This is a genomic window from Streptomyces justiciae, from assembly GCF_015163075.1.
Lineage (GTDB): Bacteria > Actinomycetota > Actinomycetes > Streptomycetales > Streptomycetaceae > Streptomyces > Streptomyces justiciae.
In genome coordinates this window covers 239,178-256,074 of record NZ_JADDXU010000014.1, presented here as the reverse complement: position 1 = coordinate 256,074, position 16,897 = coordinate 239,178, and the positions used below count along the sequence as shown (strand labels likewise).

The following is a 16,897-nucleotide window of genomic DNA, read 5'->3' as shown; positions in this document are numbered from 1 at the left end:
CGACCGGTCACCGCAGACCGGCGTAGGCGCACATGCATGGAGGACGTGACGTGGCGAACGACGCCAGCACCGTTTTCGACCTAGTGATCCTCGGCGGTGGTAGTGGCGGTTACGCCGCGGCCCTGCGCGGGGCGCAGCTGGGCCTGGACGTCGCCCTGATCGAGAAGGACAAGGTCGGCGGCACCTGCCTGCACCGGGGATGCATCCCCACGAAGGCCCTGCTCCACGCGGGCGAGATCGCCGACCAGGCCCGCGAGAGCGAGCAGTTCGGTGTGAAGGCCACCTTCGAGGGCATCGACATCGCCGGGGTCCACAAGTACAAGGACGGTGTCATCTCCGGCCTGTACAAGGGCCTCCAGGGGCTTGTCGCCTCCCGGAAGGTCACCTACATCGAGGGTGAGGGGCGGCTCTCCTCCCCCACCTCCGTCGACGTGAACGGCCAGCGCATCCAGGGGCGCCACGTGCTCCTCGCGACCGGCTCCGTGCCGAAGTCGCTGCCGGGCCTGGAGATCGACGGCAACCGGATCATCTCCTCGGACCACGCCCTCGTCCTGGACCGCGTGCCGAAGTCCGCGATCATCCTCGGCGGCGGTGTCATCGGCGTCGAGTTCGCCTCCGCCTGGAAGTCCTTCGGTGCGGACGTCACCGTCATCGAGGGTCTGAAGCACCTGGTCCCGGTCGAGGACGAGAACTCCTCCAAGCTTCTTGAGCGCGCGTTCCGCAAGCGCGGCATCAAGTTCAACCTGGGCACCTTCTTCTCGAAGGCCGAGTACACCGCCGACGGCGTCAAGGTCACCCTGGCCGACGGCAAGGAGTTCGAGGCCGAGGTCCTGCTGGTGGCCGTCGGCCGCGGCCCGGTCTCCGCCGGTCTCGGCTACGAGGAGCAGGGCGTCGCCATGGACCGCGGCTACGTCCTGGTCGACGAGTACATGCGGACGAACGTCCCCACCATCTCCGCCGTCGGCGACCTGGTCCCGACCCTCCAGCTCGCGCACGTCGGCTTCGCCGAGGGCATCCTGGTTGCGGAGCGTCTGGCCGGCCTCAAGGCCGTCCCGATCGACTACGACGGTGTCCCCCGCGTGACCTACTGCCACCCGGAGGTCGCCTCCGTCGGTATCACCGAGGCCAAGGCCAAGGAGATCTACGGTGCGGACAAGGTCGTCGCTCTGAAGTACAACCTGGCGGGCAACGGCAAGAGCAAGATCCTCCAGACCGCGGGCGAGATCAAGCTCGTCCAGGTCAAGGACGGTGCCGTGGTCGGCGTCCACATGGTCGGCGACCGCATGGGCGAGCAGGTCGGCGAGGCCCAGCTGATCTACAACTGGGAGGCGCTGCCGGCCGAGGTCGCCCAGCTCATCCACGCCCACCCGACGCAGAACGAGGCGCTCGGCGAGGCCCACCTGGCGCTGGCCGGCAAGCCGCTGCACGCTCACGACTGACCCTCGGTCGACGAAGCGCACGCGACTCCGCGACGACACAGACTTCCGCAATTCGTAAGGAGCAACCGAAACCATGGCGGTTTCCGTAACCCTTCCGGCGCTCGGCGAGAGCGTCACCGAGGGCACTGTCACCCGCTGGCTGAAGGCCGAGGGTGAGCGAGTAGAGGCCGACGAGCCGCTGCTCGAGGTGTCGACCGACAAGGTCGACACCGAGATCCCCTCGCCCGTGTCCGGCGTCCTGTCCTCCATCAAGGTCGCCGAGGACGAGACCGTCGAGGTCGGCGCCGAGCTGGCCATCATCGACGACGGCACCGGCGCCCCCGCCGCCGCTCCGGCCCCGGCCGCCGAGCCCGCCCCCGAGCCCGCCGCGGCTCCGGAGCCGGCCGCTGCCGCCCCGTCCACCGAGCAGGCCGCCCCGGCGCCCGCTCCCACCGCCGAGGCCGCCACCGGCGGCGGCAGCGCCGAGGGCACGGACGTCGTCCTGCCCGCGCTCGGCGAGTCCGTCACCGAGGGCACCGTCACCCGCTGGCTGAAGTCGGTCGGCGACTCCGTCGAGGCCGACGAGCCGCTGCTCGAGGTCTCCACGGACAAGGTCGACACCGAGATCCCGGCGCCCACCTCCGGTGTGCTGCTCGAGATCGTCGTCGGTGAGGACGAGACCGCCGAGGTCGGCGCCAAGCTCGCCGTCATCGGTGCCCCGGGTGCCGCTCCGGCCGCTGCCGCCCCCGCGGCTCCGGCTCCGGCCGCCGCTGCCCCGGCTCCCGCCGCCCCGGCCGCCCCCGTGGCGCCGCCGGCCCCGGCTCCGGCCCCCGCCGCGCCGGCTCCCGCGCCCGCCCCGGTCGCCGCTGCTCCGGCTCCGGCCGCCCCGGCCCCCGCGCCGGCCGCGCCGGCTCCGGTCGCCCCCGCTGCTCCGGCTCCGGCCGCGACCTCCGGTGACGACGGCGCCTACGTGACCCCGCTGGTGCGCAAGCTCGCCGCCGAGAACGGCGTCGACCTGGCCTCCGTCAAGGGCACCGGCGTCGGCGGTCGTATCCGCAAGCAGGACGTCATCGCCGCCGCCGAGGCCGCGAAGGCCGCCGCCGCTGCCCCGGCTCCGGCCGCTGCTGCTCCGGCCGCCCCCGCCGCCAAGAAGGCGCCGACGCTGGAGGCCTCCCCCCTCCGTGGCCAGACCGTCAAGATGCCGCGCATCCGCAAGGTCATCGGCGACAACATGGTCAAGGCGCTGCACGAGCAGGCGCAGCTGTCCTCGGTCGTCGAGGTCGACGTCACGCGTCTGATGAAGCTGCGCGCCCGCGCCAAGGACGCCTTCGCGGCCCGTGAGGGCGTCAAGCTCTCCCCGATGCCGTTCTTCGTCAAGGCCGCCGCCCAGGCGCTGAAGGCGCACGCGCCGATCAACGCCAAGATCAACGAGGGCGAAGGCACGATCACCTACTTCGACACCGAGAACATCGGTATCGCTGTGGACTCCGAGAAGGGCCTGATGACCCCGGTCATCAAGCACGCGGGCGACCTCAACATCGCCGGCATCGCGAAGGCCACGGCGGAGCTGGCCGGCAAGGTCCGCGCCAACAAGATCACGCCCGACGAGCTGTCCGGCGCGACCTTCACCATCTCCAACACCGGTTCGCGCGGTGCGCTCTTCGACACGATCATCGTGCCGCCGGGCCAGGTCGCGATCCTCGGCATCGGTGCCACGGTCAAGCGCCCGGCGGTCATCGAGACCGAGGAGGGCACGGTCATCGGTGTCCGCGACATGACGTACCTGACCCTCTCCTACGACCACCGTCTGGTGGACGGCGCCGACGCGGCCCGTTACCTGACCGCGGTCAAGGCGATCCTGGAGGCGGGCGAGTTCGAGGTCGAGCTCGGCCTGTAAGGCTCGTTGGCAGTACGTCGGTGCCCCGTCCGGAGCTTTCCGGGCGGGGCACCGTCTTGTCCGCTACCGGGGCGTCAGCGTGCGGTCGCTCCAGGCCCACAGGGTCTCGACCCACACGTTCGGGACGTTGAGCCGGGGCGAGTAGGTCAGGTGCCGGGTGCGGTAGGCCTTCAGGACGTCGTACGTGGCGTCGAGGCAGTCGCGTGAGGTGAGTTCGCCGGTCTTCCGGTCGAGGCCGACGAGGAAGCCGCGGCTCTCGACGGTACGGATCATGGCCCAGGCCGCGTTCACGTCGCTGGTCGAGGACGCGACACAGCGGTAACGGCTGTACGGGTGGCTGGACTTGCCGGGGTAGTGGGCGTCCCGGGACATGTCGCTGAGCATGCGGTCGTACGTCCCTTGCGCGTGCCAGGCGCCGATGTCGCCGCCCGGCGGGGTGTAGAGCTTGTTGGTGGGGTTCTCCACGGCGCCGTAGACCCACTGGTTCGTGCCGGTGATCCGGAAGCCCCAGCCGACGTGCCCGAACTTCTGCGCCCCGTCCGGCTTGACGAAGACGCAGGCGCCGCCGCCGGCCCGGCTGCCGCCCGCCATGTTGGTGAGCGCCTCGGCGGTGCCGCTGGGTGTGGCCTCCGCCTTCGTCCTGGTGGCCGTCTGCTGGCAGCCGGTGATGCCGACGATCGCGCCGATCACGGCCGCCGCGGCCGTCCAGCGAAGCGCTCCGCGCCGTCCTCGGTTGTTCATGCCATCCCCCGATGGTGCCGGGGGCGCCCCGCGCGGGCACCCCACGCCGACCGCGACGGGGAAGCGGCGTGCCGGGGTTCCTCCGGTGACACGGCGGTGACGCCTCCGGGGCCGCTCCGGTACGGGGCTTTACAGGGCGAGTCGGCCTGTGGAGCGTGTAAGTCTCGTCTCACCTGCGGGAAAGCGCCCCCGTGCGCCCCTCCGGGAAGCGCTTGCGGCCTTATTGTCTAAACGTCAAACGCCCCCGGGGCCGATGGGCGGCCCCTCCTTAAGGAGCACTCATGACCGCGCCCGTCGTCCACTCGCTGCGCGAACAGATCCGCGAGCACATCGTGGAGGGGATCGTGAGCGGGCGCTGGAAGCCGGGCGAGCGCATCGTCGAGCGGCGGATCGCGACCGAGCTGGAGGTCAGCCAGACGCCGGTGCGGGAAGCGCTGCGCGAGCTGGAGTCGCTGCGGCTGATCGAGTCGGCGCCGAACAAGGGCGTGCGGGTGCGGAACCTGACGGCGGCCGACCTGGAGGAGAGCTACCCGGTCCGGGCCGGTCTGGAGGCGATCGCGGCGGAGCTGGCGGCGGAGCGGCTGGCGGGCGACTGCTCGGCGCTCGAGCCGCATGTCGCCGCGCTGTACGAGGCGGACCGGGAGTCGGACGGCACGGCGCAGGTGCGGCACACGGTGGGCTTCCATCGGGAGATGGTGCGGGCGGCGGGCAACTCCGTGCTGCTGCACACCTGGGAGGGGCTCGGCATCGAGGTGTTCACGGCGCTGTCGATCCGGTGGCTGGGGACGGTGCAGCAGTCGTACGCGGAGGAGCACGAGGAGTTGGTGCAGGCGTTTCGGCGTCGGGATCCTCGTATCGCGGAGCTGGTGAAGGCGCATGTGTTGGGCTGCGCCCCGCGGCATGAAGGGGAGTAGGCAGGGGTTTCTGAGGTGCATTGCCGGGTGCGGGTGCGTTGTGGCTGGTCGCGCAGTTCCCCGCGCCCCTAGGTGACTCACCCTCACCCGCACTAGAGCACTGCCCCGCTCACCTGCGAAAACAGCGGGAAAATCCCGTCACCCGGTGCCACCGCCGGAGGCACCGCGTGCCTACTTTCTCGGAATCAAGAGGTTTTGCCCCTCAACCCTTTGATCGATCATCGATCAGGGAGTTACAGTCGCCGACGGGCCTCCACCGGGGCCTGACGGGCTTCCACCGAAGCTCAAGCCCTGTCCTGCCAAAGACCTAGGGCACCCCCGAACCCTTACAGATGAGGGAACCCCCTTCGACTGAGGAAGGCGGCGACATGACCGACCCCAACGCCATCCAGCCGAGCGAGCTCGACCAGCTCCCCGACCGGGACCCCGAGGAGACCGCCGAATGGCAGGCCTCCCTGGACGCGGTCGCCAAGGCTGCCGGCCCGCACCGTGCCGCGTACCTGATGCGCCGCACGCTGGAGAGGGCGGAGGGCAACGGCATCGCGCTGCCGAAGCTCCTCGAGACCGACTACGTCAACACCATCCCCACCTCCGCGGAGCCGGGTCAGCCCGGTGACCCGGAGATGGAGGCCCGTATCACCGCCTGGAACCGCTGGAACGCGGCCGCCATGGTGACCCGGGGCAGCAAATACGGCGTCGGCGGCCACATCGCCACCTTCGCCTCCGCGGCCTGGCTCTACGAGACCGGCTTCAACCACTTCTTCAAGGGCAAGGAAGCCGACGGTTCCGGCGACCAGCTCTACATCCAGGGCCACGCCTCCCCCGGCATCTACGCCCGCGCCTTCCTCGACGGCCGCCTCAACGAGGCGCACCTCGACAACTTCCGCCGCGAGTCCGGGGGCAACGGCCTCCCGTCGTACCCGCACCCCCGCCGGCTGCCCTGGCTGTGGGAGTTCCCGACCGTCTCCATGGGTCTCGGTCCGCTCTCCGCCATCTACCAGGCGCGCTTCAACCGGTATCTCACCAACCGCGGCATCAAGGACGTCTCCGCCTCGCACGTCTGGGCCTTCCTGGGCGACGGCGAGATGGACGAGCCCGAGTCGACGGCGGCACTCGCACTGGCCTCGCGTGAGGGTCTCGACAACCTCACCTTCGTCATCAACTGCAACCTCCAGCGCCTCGACGGCCCGGTCCGCGCGAACTTCAAGATCGTGCAGGAGCTGGAGGCCCAGTTCCGCGGCGCCGGCTGGAACGTCATCAAGACGCTGTGGGGCTCGGCCTGGGACGAGCTGTTCCAGCTCGACACCACGGGCGCGCTCGTACGCCGGCTGCGCGAGGTACCGGACGCGCAGGTCCAGACGTACCAGACCCGCGACGCCGCCTACATCCGCCAGGACTTCTTCGGCAAGGACCCGGCGCTCGCCGAGATGGCGAAGCTGCTGAGCAACGACAAGATCCTGGAGTGCTTCCACCTCTCCCGCGGTGGCCACGAGGCGCGCAAGGTGTACGCCGCCTACAAGGCCGCGGTCGAATTCAAGGGCGCGCCGACGGTGATCCTGGCCCAGACGGTCAAGGGCCACACGCTCGGCGAGGGCTTCGCGTCGAAGAACGCCAACCACCAGATGAAGAAGCTGACGGTGGACGAGTTCAAGACGATGCGTGATCTTCTTGAGCTGCCGATCTCGGACAGCCAGTTCGTCGACGGTGTCGTGCCCTACGGCCACCCCGGCGCCGACTCCCCCGAGGTGCGCTACCTCCAGGAGCGCCGCGCGGCCCTCGGCGGCCCGGCCCCGGCCCGCCGCACGCACGCGCTCGCCCCGCTGCCCGCCCCCGCCGAGAAGGCCTTCGCCTCCTTCGACAAGGGCTCCGGCTCCCAGAACGTGGCCACCACCATGGCCTTCGTCCGCCTGATCAAGGACCTGGTCCGCGACAAGGAGACGGGCAAGCGCTGGGTGCCGATCGTCCCCGACGAGGCGCGCACCTTCGGCATGGAGAGCCTCTTCCCGTCCCTGGGCATCTACTCGCCCAAGGGCCAGACGTACGAGCCGGTCGACCGCGACCAGCTCATGTACTACAAGGAGGCCAAGAACGGCCAGATCCTCAACGAGGGGATCACCGAGGCCGGTTCGATGGCCGACTTCATCGCCGCGTCGACCGCGTACGCCACGCACGGCGAAGCGATGATCCCGTTCTACATCTTCTACTCGATGTTCGGCTGGCAGCGCACGGCCGACCAGATGTGGCAGCTCGGCGACCAGCTGGGCCGCGGCTTCCTGGTCGGTGCGACGGCCGGGCGTACGACGCTGACGGGTGAGGGTCTCCAGCACGCGGACGGGCACTCGCCGGTCATCGCGGCGACCAACCCCGCCTCCCTGACGTACGACCCGGCGTTCGCGTACGAGGTCGCCACGATCGTCAAGGACGGTCTGCGCCGGATGTACGGCGAGGCGGCCCCGGGTGAGGACCCGAACGTCTTCTACTACCTGACGGTCTACAACGAGCCGCTCCCGCAGCCGGCGAAGCCCTCCGGGCTCGGCATCGACGAGGGCATCGTCAAGGGCCTGTACCGCTTCAACACGGCGGAGTCGGCGGGCCTGAACGTGGCCGCGGCCAACGCCCCGCGCATCCAGCTGCTGGGCTCCGGCACGGCGATCCACTGGACGCTGAAGGCGCAGCAGCTGCTGGCCGAGGAGTGGGGCGTGGCGGCCGACGTCTGGTCCGCGACGTCCTGGAGCGAGCTGCGGCGTGACGCGCTGGAGGCCGACGCGGCCCTGCTGCGCGGTGAGGAGCGGGTGCCGTACGTCCGTCAGGCGCTGCACGGCGCCGAGGGCCCGGTCCTGGCCGTCTCCGACTACATGCGTCAGGTCCCGGACCAGATCGCGCAGTGGGTCGAGCAGGACTGGTCGTCGCTGGGCGCGGACGGCTTCGGCCTCTCCGACACCCGCGAGGCGGCCCGCCGTCACTTCGGTGTCGACGCCGAGTCGATCGTCGTGGCCGCGCTGGCGCAGCTGGCGCGGCGCGGTGAGGTGAAGGCGACGGCTGTGAAGGAAGCGCGCGAGAAGTACGGGCTGTAGAAGCTCGGTGAGTGAGGAGGCCCCCGCTGCGGCGGGGGCCTCGTTGCATGATGGGCCCCATGCGTGCCGCCCGCCTGATCAAGATGGTCCTTCTCCTCCAGTCCCGGCCCTCCATGACCGCCGCCGAGCTCGCCGCGGAGCTGGAGGTGTCCGAGCGGACCGTCACTCGGGACGCGCAGGCCCTGTCCGAGGCCGGGGTGCCGGTGTACGCGGAGCGGGGGCGGGCCGGGGGGTACCGGCTGATCGGCGGGTACCGGACGCGGCTGACGGGGCTGCACCGTGGTGAGGCGGAGGCGCTGTTCCTGTCCGGGCTTCCCGGGGCGCTGCGCGAGATGGGGCTGGAGGACGCGGCCTCCGCGGCCCGCCTGAAAGTCTCGGCGGCGCTGCTGCCGTCGTTGCGGGACGCCTCGCGGTCGGCCGCCCAGCGGTTCCATCTGGACGCCCCGACCTGGTGGAGCGAGCCGAAGACGCCCGAGCTGCTGCCCGCCGTCGCGGACGCGGTGTGGGACGACCGGCGGGTCGTCGCGCGCTACCGCAAGGGCGAGGCGGAGGTGGAGCGGGAGCTGGAGCCGTACGGGCTCGTGCTGAAGGCGGGGGTCTGGTACCTGTGCGCGCGGGTGCCCGGGGCCGGCGGGTCGTTCCGGGTGTACCGGATCGACCGGTTCACGGCGGTGGAGCCCTCCGGCGATCGTTTCTCCCGTGACGACGACTTCGATCTGCCGGGGTTCTGGGAGGAGCGGGCCGAGCAGTTCGCGCGGGCCATCCTGCGGGCGGAAGTGGTCGTACGGCTGTCTCCTGATGGCGTGCGCGCGCTGCCGCACGTCCTGGACCGGCTCTCCGTGCGGGAGGCGCTGGCGCGGGCGGCGGCGCCGGACGCGGAGGGCTGGGTGACGGTGACCGTGCCCGTGGAGTCCGAGGAGGTCGCGCACACCCAGCTCGCGGGGCTGGGACCGGAGGTGGAGGTGCTGGCTCCGGAGAGCCTCCGGGCGCGCTTCGCGGAGGACGCGCTGCGCCTGGGGCGCCTGTACGGGACATAACAATCCGCGGCACTCCACGTGCGCCCCACCCGCGCAGGGCCGATGCTGGACCCGTGATGGACGAGACGGAGTTCTGGGAGCTGGTGGACGCCACCCGCGAGGCCGCCGAGGGCGACCCCGAGGAGCAGGCCGACCTGCTCGTCGACAGACTCCTCCAGCTGGACCCGGAGATGGTCCTCGACTTCGCCCGTCACTTCGAGGCCCGCTACAACCGGGCGTACACCTGGGATCTGTGGGGCGCCGCCTGGCTGCTGCTGGACGGGGCCAGCGACGACGCCTTCGACTTCTTCCGGTGCTGGCTGATCGGGCAGGGCCGTGAGGTGTACGAGGGTGCCGTGCACGCCCCCGACTCGCTGGCCGACCTGCTCGGCGACTTCGACGAGGAGATCGACGGGGACGGCGAGGAGCTCGGCTACGCGGCGGACGAGGCGTACGAGCAGCTCACCGGTGTCGTCGCCCCCGACCTCGGCATCCCGCCGGCGGCACCGGAGCCGGAGGGCACGCCGGTCGACTTCGAGAACGAGTCGGCGCTCGCGGAGCGGTATCCGAAGCTGTGGGAACGCTTCCGGGGCTGAGCCCCCTTACGCCGCCGTCCTGCGGCGGGTGGTGTCCGTCGGGATGTACGCCTGGGTCTGGTCCGTCTTCAGGACCACGTGGTGCATCGGTGCCGCGTTGGCCTGGTCGAGCGCGGAGGCCGTGACGGCGGCGGGACCGAGGACGACGGCCGCGGCCGCGCAGAGTGCCGCCCAGGGGCCGCGGGACGTCTTGGTACCGATGTGACTGCTGTTGTTCATCTTCCCCACCTCCAGTCAGTGCGTGTGCGTTGACGGTAGGAGGGTTGTTTCGGGGTCGTCGTTGAGTCGGCTACGAGAAGCCTGTGAACGGACGCCCGCGGTCGCGGAGTTCGCATGCGCGAAGTCTTGACCCCCGCCCGGATCTCCGGCCTACTGTGGCCGCCCCGAACAGGAGCGCCCTGCCCATGACCAGCCCTTACATGCGCGAGATATCGCGCGAGGAGCATCTCGCCCATCTGGGGCGGCACCCCGCGGTCAGTCATCTCCAGATTCCCGAGTGGGGCGATGTGAAGCCCGACTGGCAGGCGGAGAGCGTGGGTTGGTTCGAGGGCGAGGTGCTGGTGGCGGCGGCGCTGGTGCTGTACCGGCCGCTGCCCGGGACCCGGCGCTGCCTCGCGTACGTCCCGGAGGGCCCGTCGATCGACTGGCGCACGCGTCTCGAACCCTGGCTCGACCCGCTCGTCGCGCACGTGGAGAAGCGCGGCGCCTTCTCGCTGCGGATCGGGCCGCCGCTGGTGGTACGGCACTGGGAGCCGGGCACTGTGGCGGCGGGCGTCGCCGACCCGGCCGTACGGCATCTGCGGGAGGTGCCCGCGGACGGGGTGGACGGGTTCGCGCTGGACGCCGGGGCGCGGCTGGAGCGGCTCGGGTGGCGGCGGTGTGCCGAGGAGGGGACCGGGTTCGGGCTCGGGCAGCCCCGGTACGGGTGTCAGGTGCCGCTCGCCGGGCGGTCGGCGGACGAGTTGCGCGCGGGTCTCGCCCCGCACTGGGAGCAGGCGTTGCGGACCGCGGAGAACGCCGGTGTCCGGGTCGGCTGGGGCAGCGCCGCCGACCTGCCCGACTTCCACCGCCTGTACGCCTCGACCGCCGCCCACGACGGCTTCAAGGCCCGCCCGCCGGACTACTTCCGGCGCCTGTGGAAGGCGCTCAACGCCCTGGACGACGACCAGGTGCGGCTGTATCTCGCCGAGTACGACGGGGTCGTGCTGTCCGCCGCGCTGATGATCAACGTGGGCTCGAAGGGCTGGCACTCGTACGCCGCCTCCGGCCGCCAGGGACGCCAGTTCCGGCCCAGCAGCGCCCTGCTGTGGCGGATGCTCAACGATGCGCGGGCGGCCGGTGCCGAGACATACGACCTGCGGTCCGTCACGCCGGTACTGACGGAGAGCAAGCTGCTGGGGCGGCTGCTCTTCAAGACCGGCGCGGGTGGCCGGGTCGTGGAGTATCTCGGGGAGTGGGAACGGCCGGTGGGCAGCCAGGGGAAGGTCCTGCAGCGGGCGGTACGCGCGTATCTGGGCGTCAGCCGTTGATTCCGCCGCCGAAGAGCACGGCGCAGCCCATGCTCACGGCGATGTGGAGGAGGGGGCCGATCGTGATGAGCGCCGCGAGGACGACCAGGACGAGCGCGAGCCCGATCGCCGGCCCGGAGAGTCGGTCCGACCGGCCGGTGCGCGGTGCCGCGCCGTCGTGAGCGCCGTCGCCCTTGGGGGGCTCGGCGGTCCTGGCCATGGGCTCCACCCCCTCCCTTCCGGCCTTATGCCCGCCGAGGCGCCGCCCCATCCGTGACGGGCCCCGGCGACAGCCGCCCCTGGAGGCGGGCCGCCGTCTGCCTGATGGCCGGGAGTTCGGCCGTGAGGGCGGCGCCGGGGCAGGTGGTCATGTAGCCCTCGTTGTGGCCGGCGATGGCCGGGAGGGTGGCGGTGGTGCCGGTGGGGTAGCGGCTGTAGTTGTTGCTCGACCGGAGTTTGACGCTCGCCCGGGGGTCGATCTCCGCCAGGCCCAGTTTCCATGCCGCCAGTGCGGCGATCGCGTGGGTCATGGCCGGGGGGACCCGGACGCCCTCCGTGAAGGTGCCGAGGGCGGCTATGCCGGAGGTGCGGTGGTTGAAGCCCTGGGTGTGGGCGCCGGTGACCGGGCGGTCGACGCCGCCCGCGCGGCCCTCGTAGATCGTGCCGCAGCGGTCGACCAGGAAGTTGTAGCCGATGTCGTCCCAGTCCCGGACGCCGGTCTGGCCGGCCGCGAGATAGCGGATGATGCGGGGCGCGTCGGCGCAGTCGTAGTCGTTGGGCGAGTCGGTGTGGTGGATGAAGACGGCGACGACCTTGTCGTCGTACCGCGCGGGGGGCGGGGTCCGGGCGACGCTGTTCGCCTCTCCCGTGCCGTTGGCCCACACCGAGCGCGGCACGATGTGCGGCCGCGGCGCGTGGTGCGCGGTGGCCGGGCGGGCCGCGAGGGCGTGCCCGGGGCGGGCCTCGGCTCGGCGTTCGACTCCGGTCGCGCACAGGACCAGGGCCACCACGGCCGCGAGCCCGGGCACGCAGGACAGCAGGAGCAGCGCGCGGCGGTTTCGCCACGGCGGCCCGGTCCGTATTCGGACCGGACGGCGGCCTCTTCGCATCCCCCGTGCTCTTCGGACACGCATGGTCCCACTCTCGGCCCGATCCTCCGCGCCCGCGATGTGTGGTGTGCCACCCGGTGGAACCATCGTCCTGGTCCGGGGCGTTTCTCCGGGTGCACGGACATCGTGTGCACGCGCGCGTGGCCTGTTCCGGCGCCACGCGCGCGGCGTGCTGATCACCGGGCCCGTCCCGCCCGTAATAAGGGGTCCGAGAGAAAGGCGGCTCCGTGGATCTGCTCGACATCGTGCTGGTGCTGGTCGTCCTGGCCTACGCGGCATCCGGCTACCGGCGCGGCCTCATGGCCGGCTGTGTCTCCTTCGCCGGGTTCGTGGGCGGCGCGGTCATCGGGGTGTGGGTGCTGCCCTGGATGATGGACCTGGTGACACCGGGCAGCACGTCGGCGACGGTGACCGCGGTGCTGACGGTGCTGGTCCCGGCCGTGGTGGGGCACGAACTGGCGGGGCGGCTGGCGCTGCGGCTGCGCCGGGAGCTGGACAAGGGGCCGCTCCGGGTCGCCGACGGGATCGGCGGTGCCGCCGCCAACTCGGTGGCCGTGCTGATCGTGGCGTGGGTGGCGGCGAGCGTGCTGGGCGCGTCCTCGTCGGCGCTGCTCACGTCGTCGATCCGGGACTCGCGGCTGCTGGGCGCGGTGCAGGACGCGATGCCGGACACCACCCCGGGCTGGTTCTCGCGGGCCACGTCCGCGCTGACCGAGGCGGGCTTCCCCCAGGTCTTCAACCCGTTCGAGAACGAGTCGACGGCCCGGGTCGCCAAGCCCACCGGCGACAGCGTCACCCGGGCCGCCACGACCGCCGCCAAGGTCAGCACCGTGAAGATCGAGGGCGTCTCCGGCACCCAGGGCCGCGAGGGCAGCGGGTTCGTGTACGCGCGGGAGCATGTGATGACGAACGCGCACGTGGTGGCGGGCATCGACCGGCCGAGCGTGCGCATCGGCGGGGTCGGGAGGTCGTACGAGGCACAGGTCGTGCTCTTCGATCCGGACAAGGACGTGGCCGTGCTGTACGTGCCGGGGCTCCAGGCGCCGGTGCTGAAGTTCGACGACAGCGCCTCGCGCGGGGACTCCGCGGTCGTCGCCGGTTATCCGCAGGACGGCGACCTGAACCTCCAGGCGGCCACAGTGGCGAACCGGGTCCGGGCGACCGGCCAGAACATCTACAGCGACGCGAACGTCACGCGCGAGATCTACTCGATCCGGTCGACGGTCCGGCCCGGCAACTCCGGCGGACCGCTGCTGACCACGGACGGCAAGGTGTACGGCGTGGTCTTCGCCCGGTCGACGTCGGACGCCGAGACGGGGTACGTCCTCACCGCCGACGAGGTGGCCGCCGACGCCGAGCGCGCGGCGACCGCGACGGCGCCGGTGGACACGGGTGACCTGATCACGTCGTGACGCGTCTCAGTAGTGGGTGCCGCCGTCGATGCGGATCTCCGTGCCGGTGATGAACCGGCCGTCCTCGCTCGCCAGCATCGCGACGACACCCGCGACGGTCTCCGGGCCCGCGAACCTCTCCCCCAGCGCCGGGGCGAGCTTGCCGAACAGGCTCCAGTCCGTGTCCTCGGGCAGCCCAGGTCCGGCGCTCTGACCGCTGGCGCCGGAACCGTCCGTCATGCCGGAGGAGATCGAGCCGGGCTGGACGGCGGTGAAGCGGATGCCCTGCTTGCCGTACTCGGCGGCCAGGGCGTGCGTCATGGACTGGACGCCGCCCTTGCTGGCCGCGTACGCCGCCATGTACGGGTGGGCGAACTGTGCCGACGTGGAGCTGAAGTTGACGACCGCCGGGGCGTCGCCCGCGAGCAGCGCCGGTATCGCCTCGCGGATCACGAGGAAGGTGCCGGTGAGGTTGACGGCGATGATCCGGGCGAAGTCGGCGAGGCTCTGCTCGTGGGTGTGGGCGGAGCGCAGGATGCCGGCGGCGTTGACGAGCACGTCGAGGCCGCCGAGCGTCTCGACGGCGAAGGCCACGCCGCCCTGGACGGAGGTCTCGTCGGCGATGTCGACGACGACCGTGGTCAGCCGCCCGGCGCGGTCGCCGGCCTTCTCGACGGTGTCCTTCAGGCCGGCCTCGCTGATGTCGGCGGCGACCACCCGGCCGCCCTCGGCGAGCAGGCGCAGCACGGTGGCCTGGCCGATGCCGGAGCCGCCGCCGGTGACGAGGGCGCGTCGGTTCTCGTAACGGTTCATGGAGTGCACGGTACGCCTAAGTGGCACGTTTTGCCATCACTGCGGTTTCTGTCGTTCACGGGAAGACGTCGTACGCTTCCCCGGTGAGCACCAAGCCCCCCTCACTGACCGAGCGCCGCAAGGCGGCGACCCAGCTGGACATCGCACGGGCCGCCGCCGAGCTCTTCACCGAACACGGGCCGGACCACACGACCGCGGAGGAGATCGCCGAGCGGGCCGGGGTCGCGCTGCGCACCTTCTACCGGTACTTCCGCAACAAACAGGACGCCGTGGGACCGCTGCTCGCCCGTGGCGCGGACCGCTGGCGGGAGCTGCTGGCGGAGTCGGAGCCGGGGGCGGGGCTGCCGGACGCGCTGGAGCGGGCGGTCGGGGAGTCGCTGTCGGCGTCGGACGAGCGGGCGGCGGAGGGACTGCGGCAGACCCGGGCGCTGCTGCGGGCGGCCGTGGCCGACCCGGCGCTGCGGGCCGTCTGGTACCGGGTGAACCAGGAGTCCGAGGAGAAGCTGATCGGCGTGGTCGCCGGGCTCGCGGGGCCGGACGCGGACCCGATGGCGGTACGTCTGGCGGCCGCCGCGGCGACGGACGCGATCCGGGTGGCGCTGGAGACCTGGGCCAGGACGGACGCCGACGTGACGGGACCGGGGTCGCCCGCGGAGCTGGCCGTGCGCTGCCTGCGGGAACTCATGGGCGGCATGCGCCTGTTGACGGACTGACCCGGCCCTCGTACGGCCCAATGCCACGGCCGGGCGCCCGCGCGGGCGTACCCCTGGGCACATGACTCTGCCCGTCTTCTTCCTGATCTCCCTGCTGGCGGCCGGGGGCGCGCTCTACGTCGTCGTCCGCAGACGCCGCGACGCCGCCGAGGCCGACCAGATCAGGGACTGCTGAACCAGGAACCGCCGCGCGTCAGAGGCTGCGGCCCATGAACACGTCGTCGACGTACTCGCCGTCGAGCAGGAACTCCCCCGGCAGCACCCCCTCGACGACGAAGCCCTCGGACTCGTAGAGCTTGCGGGCGGGCGTGTTGTGGCCCAGGACGCGGAGCGTGAGGCGGCGGGCGCCGCGGCGGCGGGCCTCCTCGGTGACCGCGCGGATCAGCGCCCGGCCGACGCCACGGCCGCGGGCCTCCTCGGCGACGGCGAGGCCCTGGATCTGGCGGACATGGGCGTTCGCGGCGAGCGAGGTGGGGAAGGTCAGGCGGACATAGCCGACGACGCGGCCGTCGAGCTCGGCGACCAGATGGTCGTCGGGGCTGTGCCGCTCGTCGAAGAACGGCCCGTAGGGCGGCTGCGGTTCAGGCATCACCGCGTGCAGCGGCGACCAGGTCGCGCGGTCGAGGACGCCCAGCTCCTCGTCGTCGTCGGGCAGGGCGCGGCGTATGTACGGCTCGGACATGACCGTCAGCCTACGGTGGCGGGTCCGCCCCGTGGCGACGGGTTTTCCGGCTGCCCGGGCGCAGAATGGGCCGCATGCAGCCTTCCCGAATCGCGGTGGCCGGTGCGTCCGGTCTCATCGGCAGTGCCCTGGTGCGGTCCCTGACGGCGGACGGTCACGAGGTGGTGCGGCTCGTCCGGCGCGTGCCGCGCGGGGAGGGCGAGGTCCGCTGGGACCCCGAGGGCGGACGGGTGGACGCGGCCGGGCTCGCCGGGTGTGATGTCGTGGTCAACCTCGCGGGTGCCGGGATCGGGGACCGGCGGTGGACGGAGGCGTACAAGACCCGTATCCGGTGCAGCCGGGTGCTGGGCACGGCGGCGCTCGCCAAGGCCGTCGCCGCGATGGACGAGCCGCCGCGGGTCTTCGTCAACGGCAGTGCCATGGGCTATTACGGCGAGACCGGCGACCGGGTCGTGGACGAGAGCGCGCCGCCCGGCGACGGCTTCCTGCCCGAGCTGTGCGTGGAGTGGGAGGGCGCCGCGGCGCCGGCCCAGGAGGCGGGCGTGCGGACGGTGTTCACCCGGACCGGCCTTGTGGTGGCGCGCGGGGGCGGGGCCTGGGGGCGGCTGTTCCCGTTGTTCAAGGCGGGGCTAGGAGGGCGGCTGGGCGACGGGCGGCAGTACTGGTCGTTCATCGCGCTGCACGACGAGGTGGCCGCGATCCGGTATCTCATCGACACCGAGGGGCTGTCGGGGCCGTTCAACCTCACCGCGCCGACCCCGCTGACCAACCGGGAGATCACCGAGGCGATGGGACGCGTGCTGCACCGGCCGACGGTGTTCGCGGTGCCGGCACCGGTGCTGCGGACGGTGCTCGGCGAGATGGCCGGGGACGTCCTCGGGAGTCAACGGGTGGTGCCCAAGCGGCTGTTGGAAGCGGGGTTCACGTTCGCGTTCCCGGAGATCGAGGGGGCGCTGAGGGCCGTGGCATGACCGTATGCGACCGCTGTGCGACCGTGCCCTGTTCATGCGCGACTGCCCCTGACC

Annotated in this window: 16 protein-coding genes; 10 read left to right on the top strand and 6 right to left on the bottom strand. The window is 71.9% G+C overall.

Annotated features, from left to right (window positions below):
• Positions 1-50 precede the first annotated feature (50 nt).
• A complete protein-coding gene (lpdA, locus tag IQ210_RS33515; RefSeq protein ID WP_059191323.1) occupies positions 51-1,439 on the top strand; it encodes a dihydrolipoyl dehydrogenase in 1,389 nt (462 codons plus the stop codon).
• Between the two features lie 73 nt (positions 1,440-1,512).
• Positions 1,513-3,315, top strand: a complete 1,803-nt coding sequence (gene sucB, locus IQ210_RS33510) for a 2-oxoglutarate dehydrogenase, E2 component, dihydrolipoamide succinyltransferase (protein WP_194082933.1) — start codon at positions 1,513-1,515, stop codon at positions 3,313-3,315.
• 63 nt (positions 3,316-3,378) lie between these two features.
• Here the strand turns inward: sucB and IQ210_RS33505 are convergent, their stop codons facing one another.
• On the bottom strand, positions 3,379-4,056 hold the full coding sequence (locus IQ210_RS33505) for a hypothetical protein (RefSeq protein ID WP_194082932.1): 678 nt from the start codon (positions 4,054-4,056) through the stop codon (positions 3,379-3,381).
• A 281-nt stretch (positions 4,057-4,337) separates the two neighbouring features.
• On the opposite strand from IQ210_RS33505, the gene IQ210_RS33500 reads away from it, so the two are divergent.
• The 4 genes from IQ210_RS33500 (at position 4,338) to IQ210_RS33485 (ending at position 9,656) form a co-directional block, all read left to right on the top strand.
• Positions 4,338-4,970, top strand: a complete 633-nt coding sequence (locus IQ210_RS33500) for a GntR family transcriptional regulator (RefSeq protein WP_059191326.1) — start codon at positions 4,338-4,340, stop codon at positions 4,968-4,970.
• A gap of 368 nt (positions 4,971-5,338) precedes the next feature.
• Positions 5,339-8,044 (top strand): pyruvate dehydrogenase (acetyl-transferring), homodimeric type, encoded by a 2,706-nt coding sequence (gene aceE, locus IQ210_RS33495; RefSeq protein ID WP_194082931.1) that lies wholly within the window; start codon positions 5,339-5,341, stop codon positions 8,042-8,044.
• A gap of 59 nt (positions 8,045-8,103) precedes the next feature.
• Positions 8,104-9,081 (top strand): helix-turn-helix transcriptional regulator, encoded by a 978-nt coding sequence (locus IQ210_RS33490; protein ID WP_194082930.1) that lies wholly within the window; start codon positions 8,104-8,106, stop codon positions 9,079-9,081.
• 56 nt (positions 9,082-9,137) lie between these two features.
• Entirely contained in the window at positions 9,138-9,656 is a 519-nt protein-coding gene (locus tag IQ210_RS33485) for a DUF4240 domain-containing protein (protein WP_194082974.1), read from the top strand.
• 6 nt (positions 9,657-9,662) lie between these two features.
• Here IQ210_RS33485 and IQ210_RS33480 read toward each other — a convergent pair whose 3' ends face one another.
• Entirely contained in the window at positions 9,663-9,875 is a 213-nt protein-coding gene (locus IQ210_RS33480; RefSeq protein WP_194082929.1) for a hypothetical protein, read from the bottom strand.
• A gap of 185 nt (positions 9,876-10,060) precedes the next feature.
• Here IQ210_RS33480 and IQ210_RS33475 point away from each other — a divergent pair, with 185 nt between their 5' ends.
• Positions 10,061-11,185, top strand: a complete 1,125-nt coding sequence (locus tag IQ210_RS33475) for a lipid II:glycine glycyltransferase FemX (RefSeq protein ID WP_194082928.1) — start codon at positions 10,061-10,063, stop codon at positions 11,183-11,185.
• On the opposite strand, the gene IQ210_RS33470 is transcribed toward IQ210_RS33475, so the two are convergent.
• Complete coding sequence (locus IQ210_RS33470) at positions 11,175-11,384, bottom strand: hypothetical protein (protein ID WP_194082927.1); 210 nt, start codon at positions 11,382-11,384, stop codon at positions 11,175-11,177. The genes IQ210_RS33475 and IQ210_RS33470 overlap by 11 nt on opposite strands.
• A gap of 25 nt (positions 11,385-11,409) precedes the next feature.
• The gene (locus IQ210_RS33465; RefSeq protein ID WP_228048815.1) at positions 11,410-12,273 is read right to left on the bottom strand and encodes a peptidoglycan recognition protein family protein; all 864 of its coding nucleotides are present in this window, start codon (positions 12,271-12,273) and stop codon (positions 11,410-11,412) included.
• A 227-nt stretch (positions 12,274-12,500) separates the two neighbouring features.
• On the opposite strand from IQ210_RS33465, the gene IQ210_RS33460 reads away from it, so the two are divergent.
• Entirely contained in the window at positions 12,501-13,685 is a 1,185-nt protein-coding gene (locus IQ210_RS33460) for a MarP family serine protease (protein ID WP_194082925.1), read from the top strand.
• 6 nt (positions 13,686-13,691) lie between these two features.
• Here IQ210_RS33460 and IQ210_RS33455 read toward each other — a convergent pair whose 3' ends face one another.
• Positions 13,692-14,477: an SDR family NAD(P)-dependent oxidoreductase gene (locus tag IQ210_RS33455; protein WP_194082924.1), complete on the bottom strand. Its 786-nt coding sequence runs from the start codon at positions 14,475-14,477 to the stop codon at positions 13,692-13,694.
• A gap of 83 nt (positions 14,478-14,560) precedes the next feature.
• On the opposite strand from IQ210_RS33455, the gene IQ210_RS33450 reads away from it, so the two are divergent.
• Positions 14,561-15,190 (top strand): TetR family transcriptional regulator, encoded by a 630-nt coding sequence (locus tag IQ210_RS33450; protein ID WP_194082923.1) that lies wholly within the window; start codon positions 14,561-14,563, stop codon positions 15,188-15,190.
• A gap of 193 nt (positions 15,191-15,383) precedes the next feature.
• Here the strand turns inward: IQ210_RS33450 and IQ210_RS33440 are convergent, their stop codons facing one another.
• Positions 15,384-15,872, bottom strand: a complete 489-nt coding sequence (locus IQ210_RS33440; protein ID WP_194082922.1) for a GNAT family N-acetyltransferase — start codon at positions 15,870-15,872, stop codon at positions 15,384-15,386.
• Between the two features lie 74 nt (positions 15,873-15,946).
• On the opposite strand from IQ210_RS33440, the gene IQ210_RS33435 reads away from it, so the two are divergent.
• On the top strand, positions 15,947-16,843 hold the full coding sequence (locus IQ210_RS33435) for a TIGR01777 family oxidoreductase (protein ID WP_194082921.1): 897 nt from the start codon (positions 15,947-15,949) through the stop codon (positions 16,841-16,843).
• Positions 16,844-16,897 lie beyond the last annotated feature (54 nt).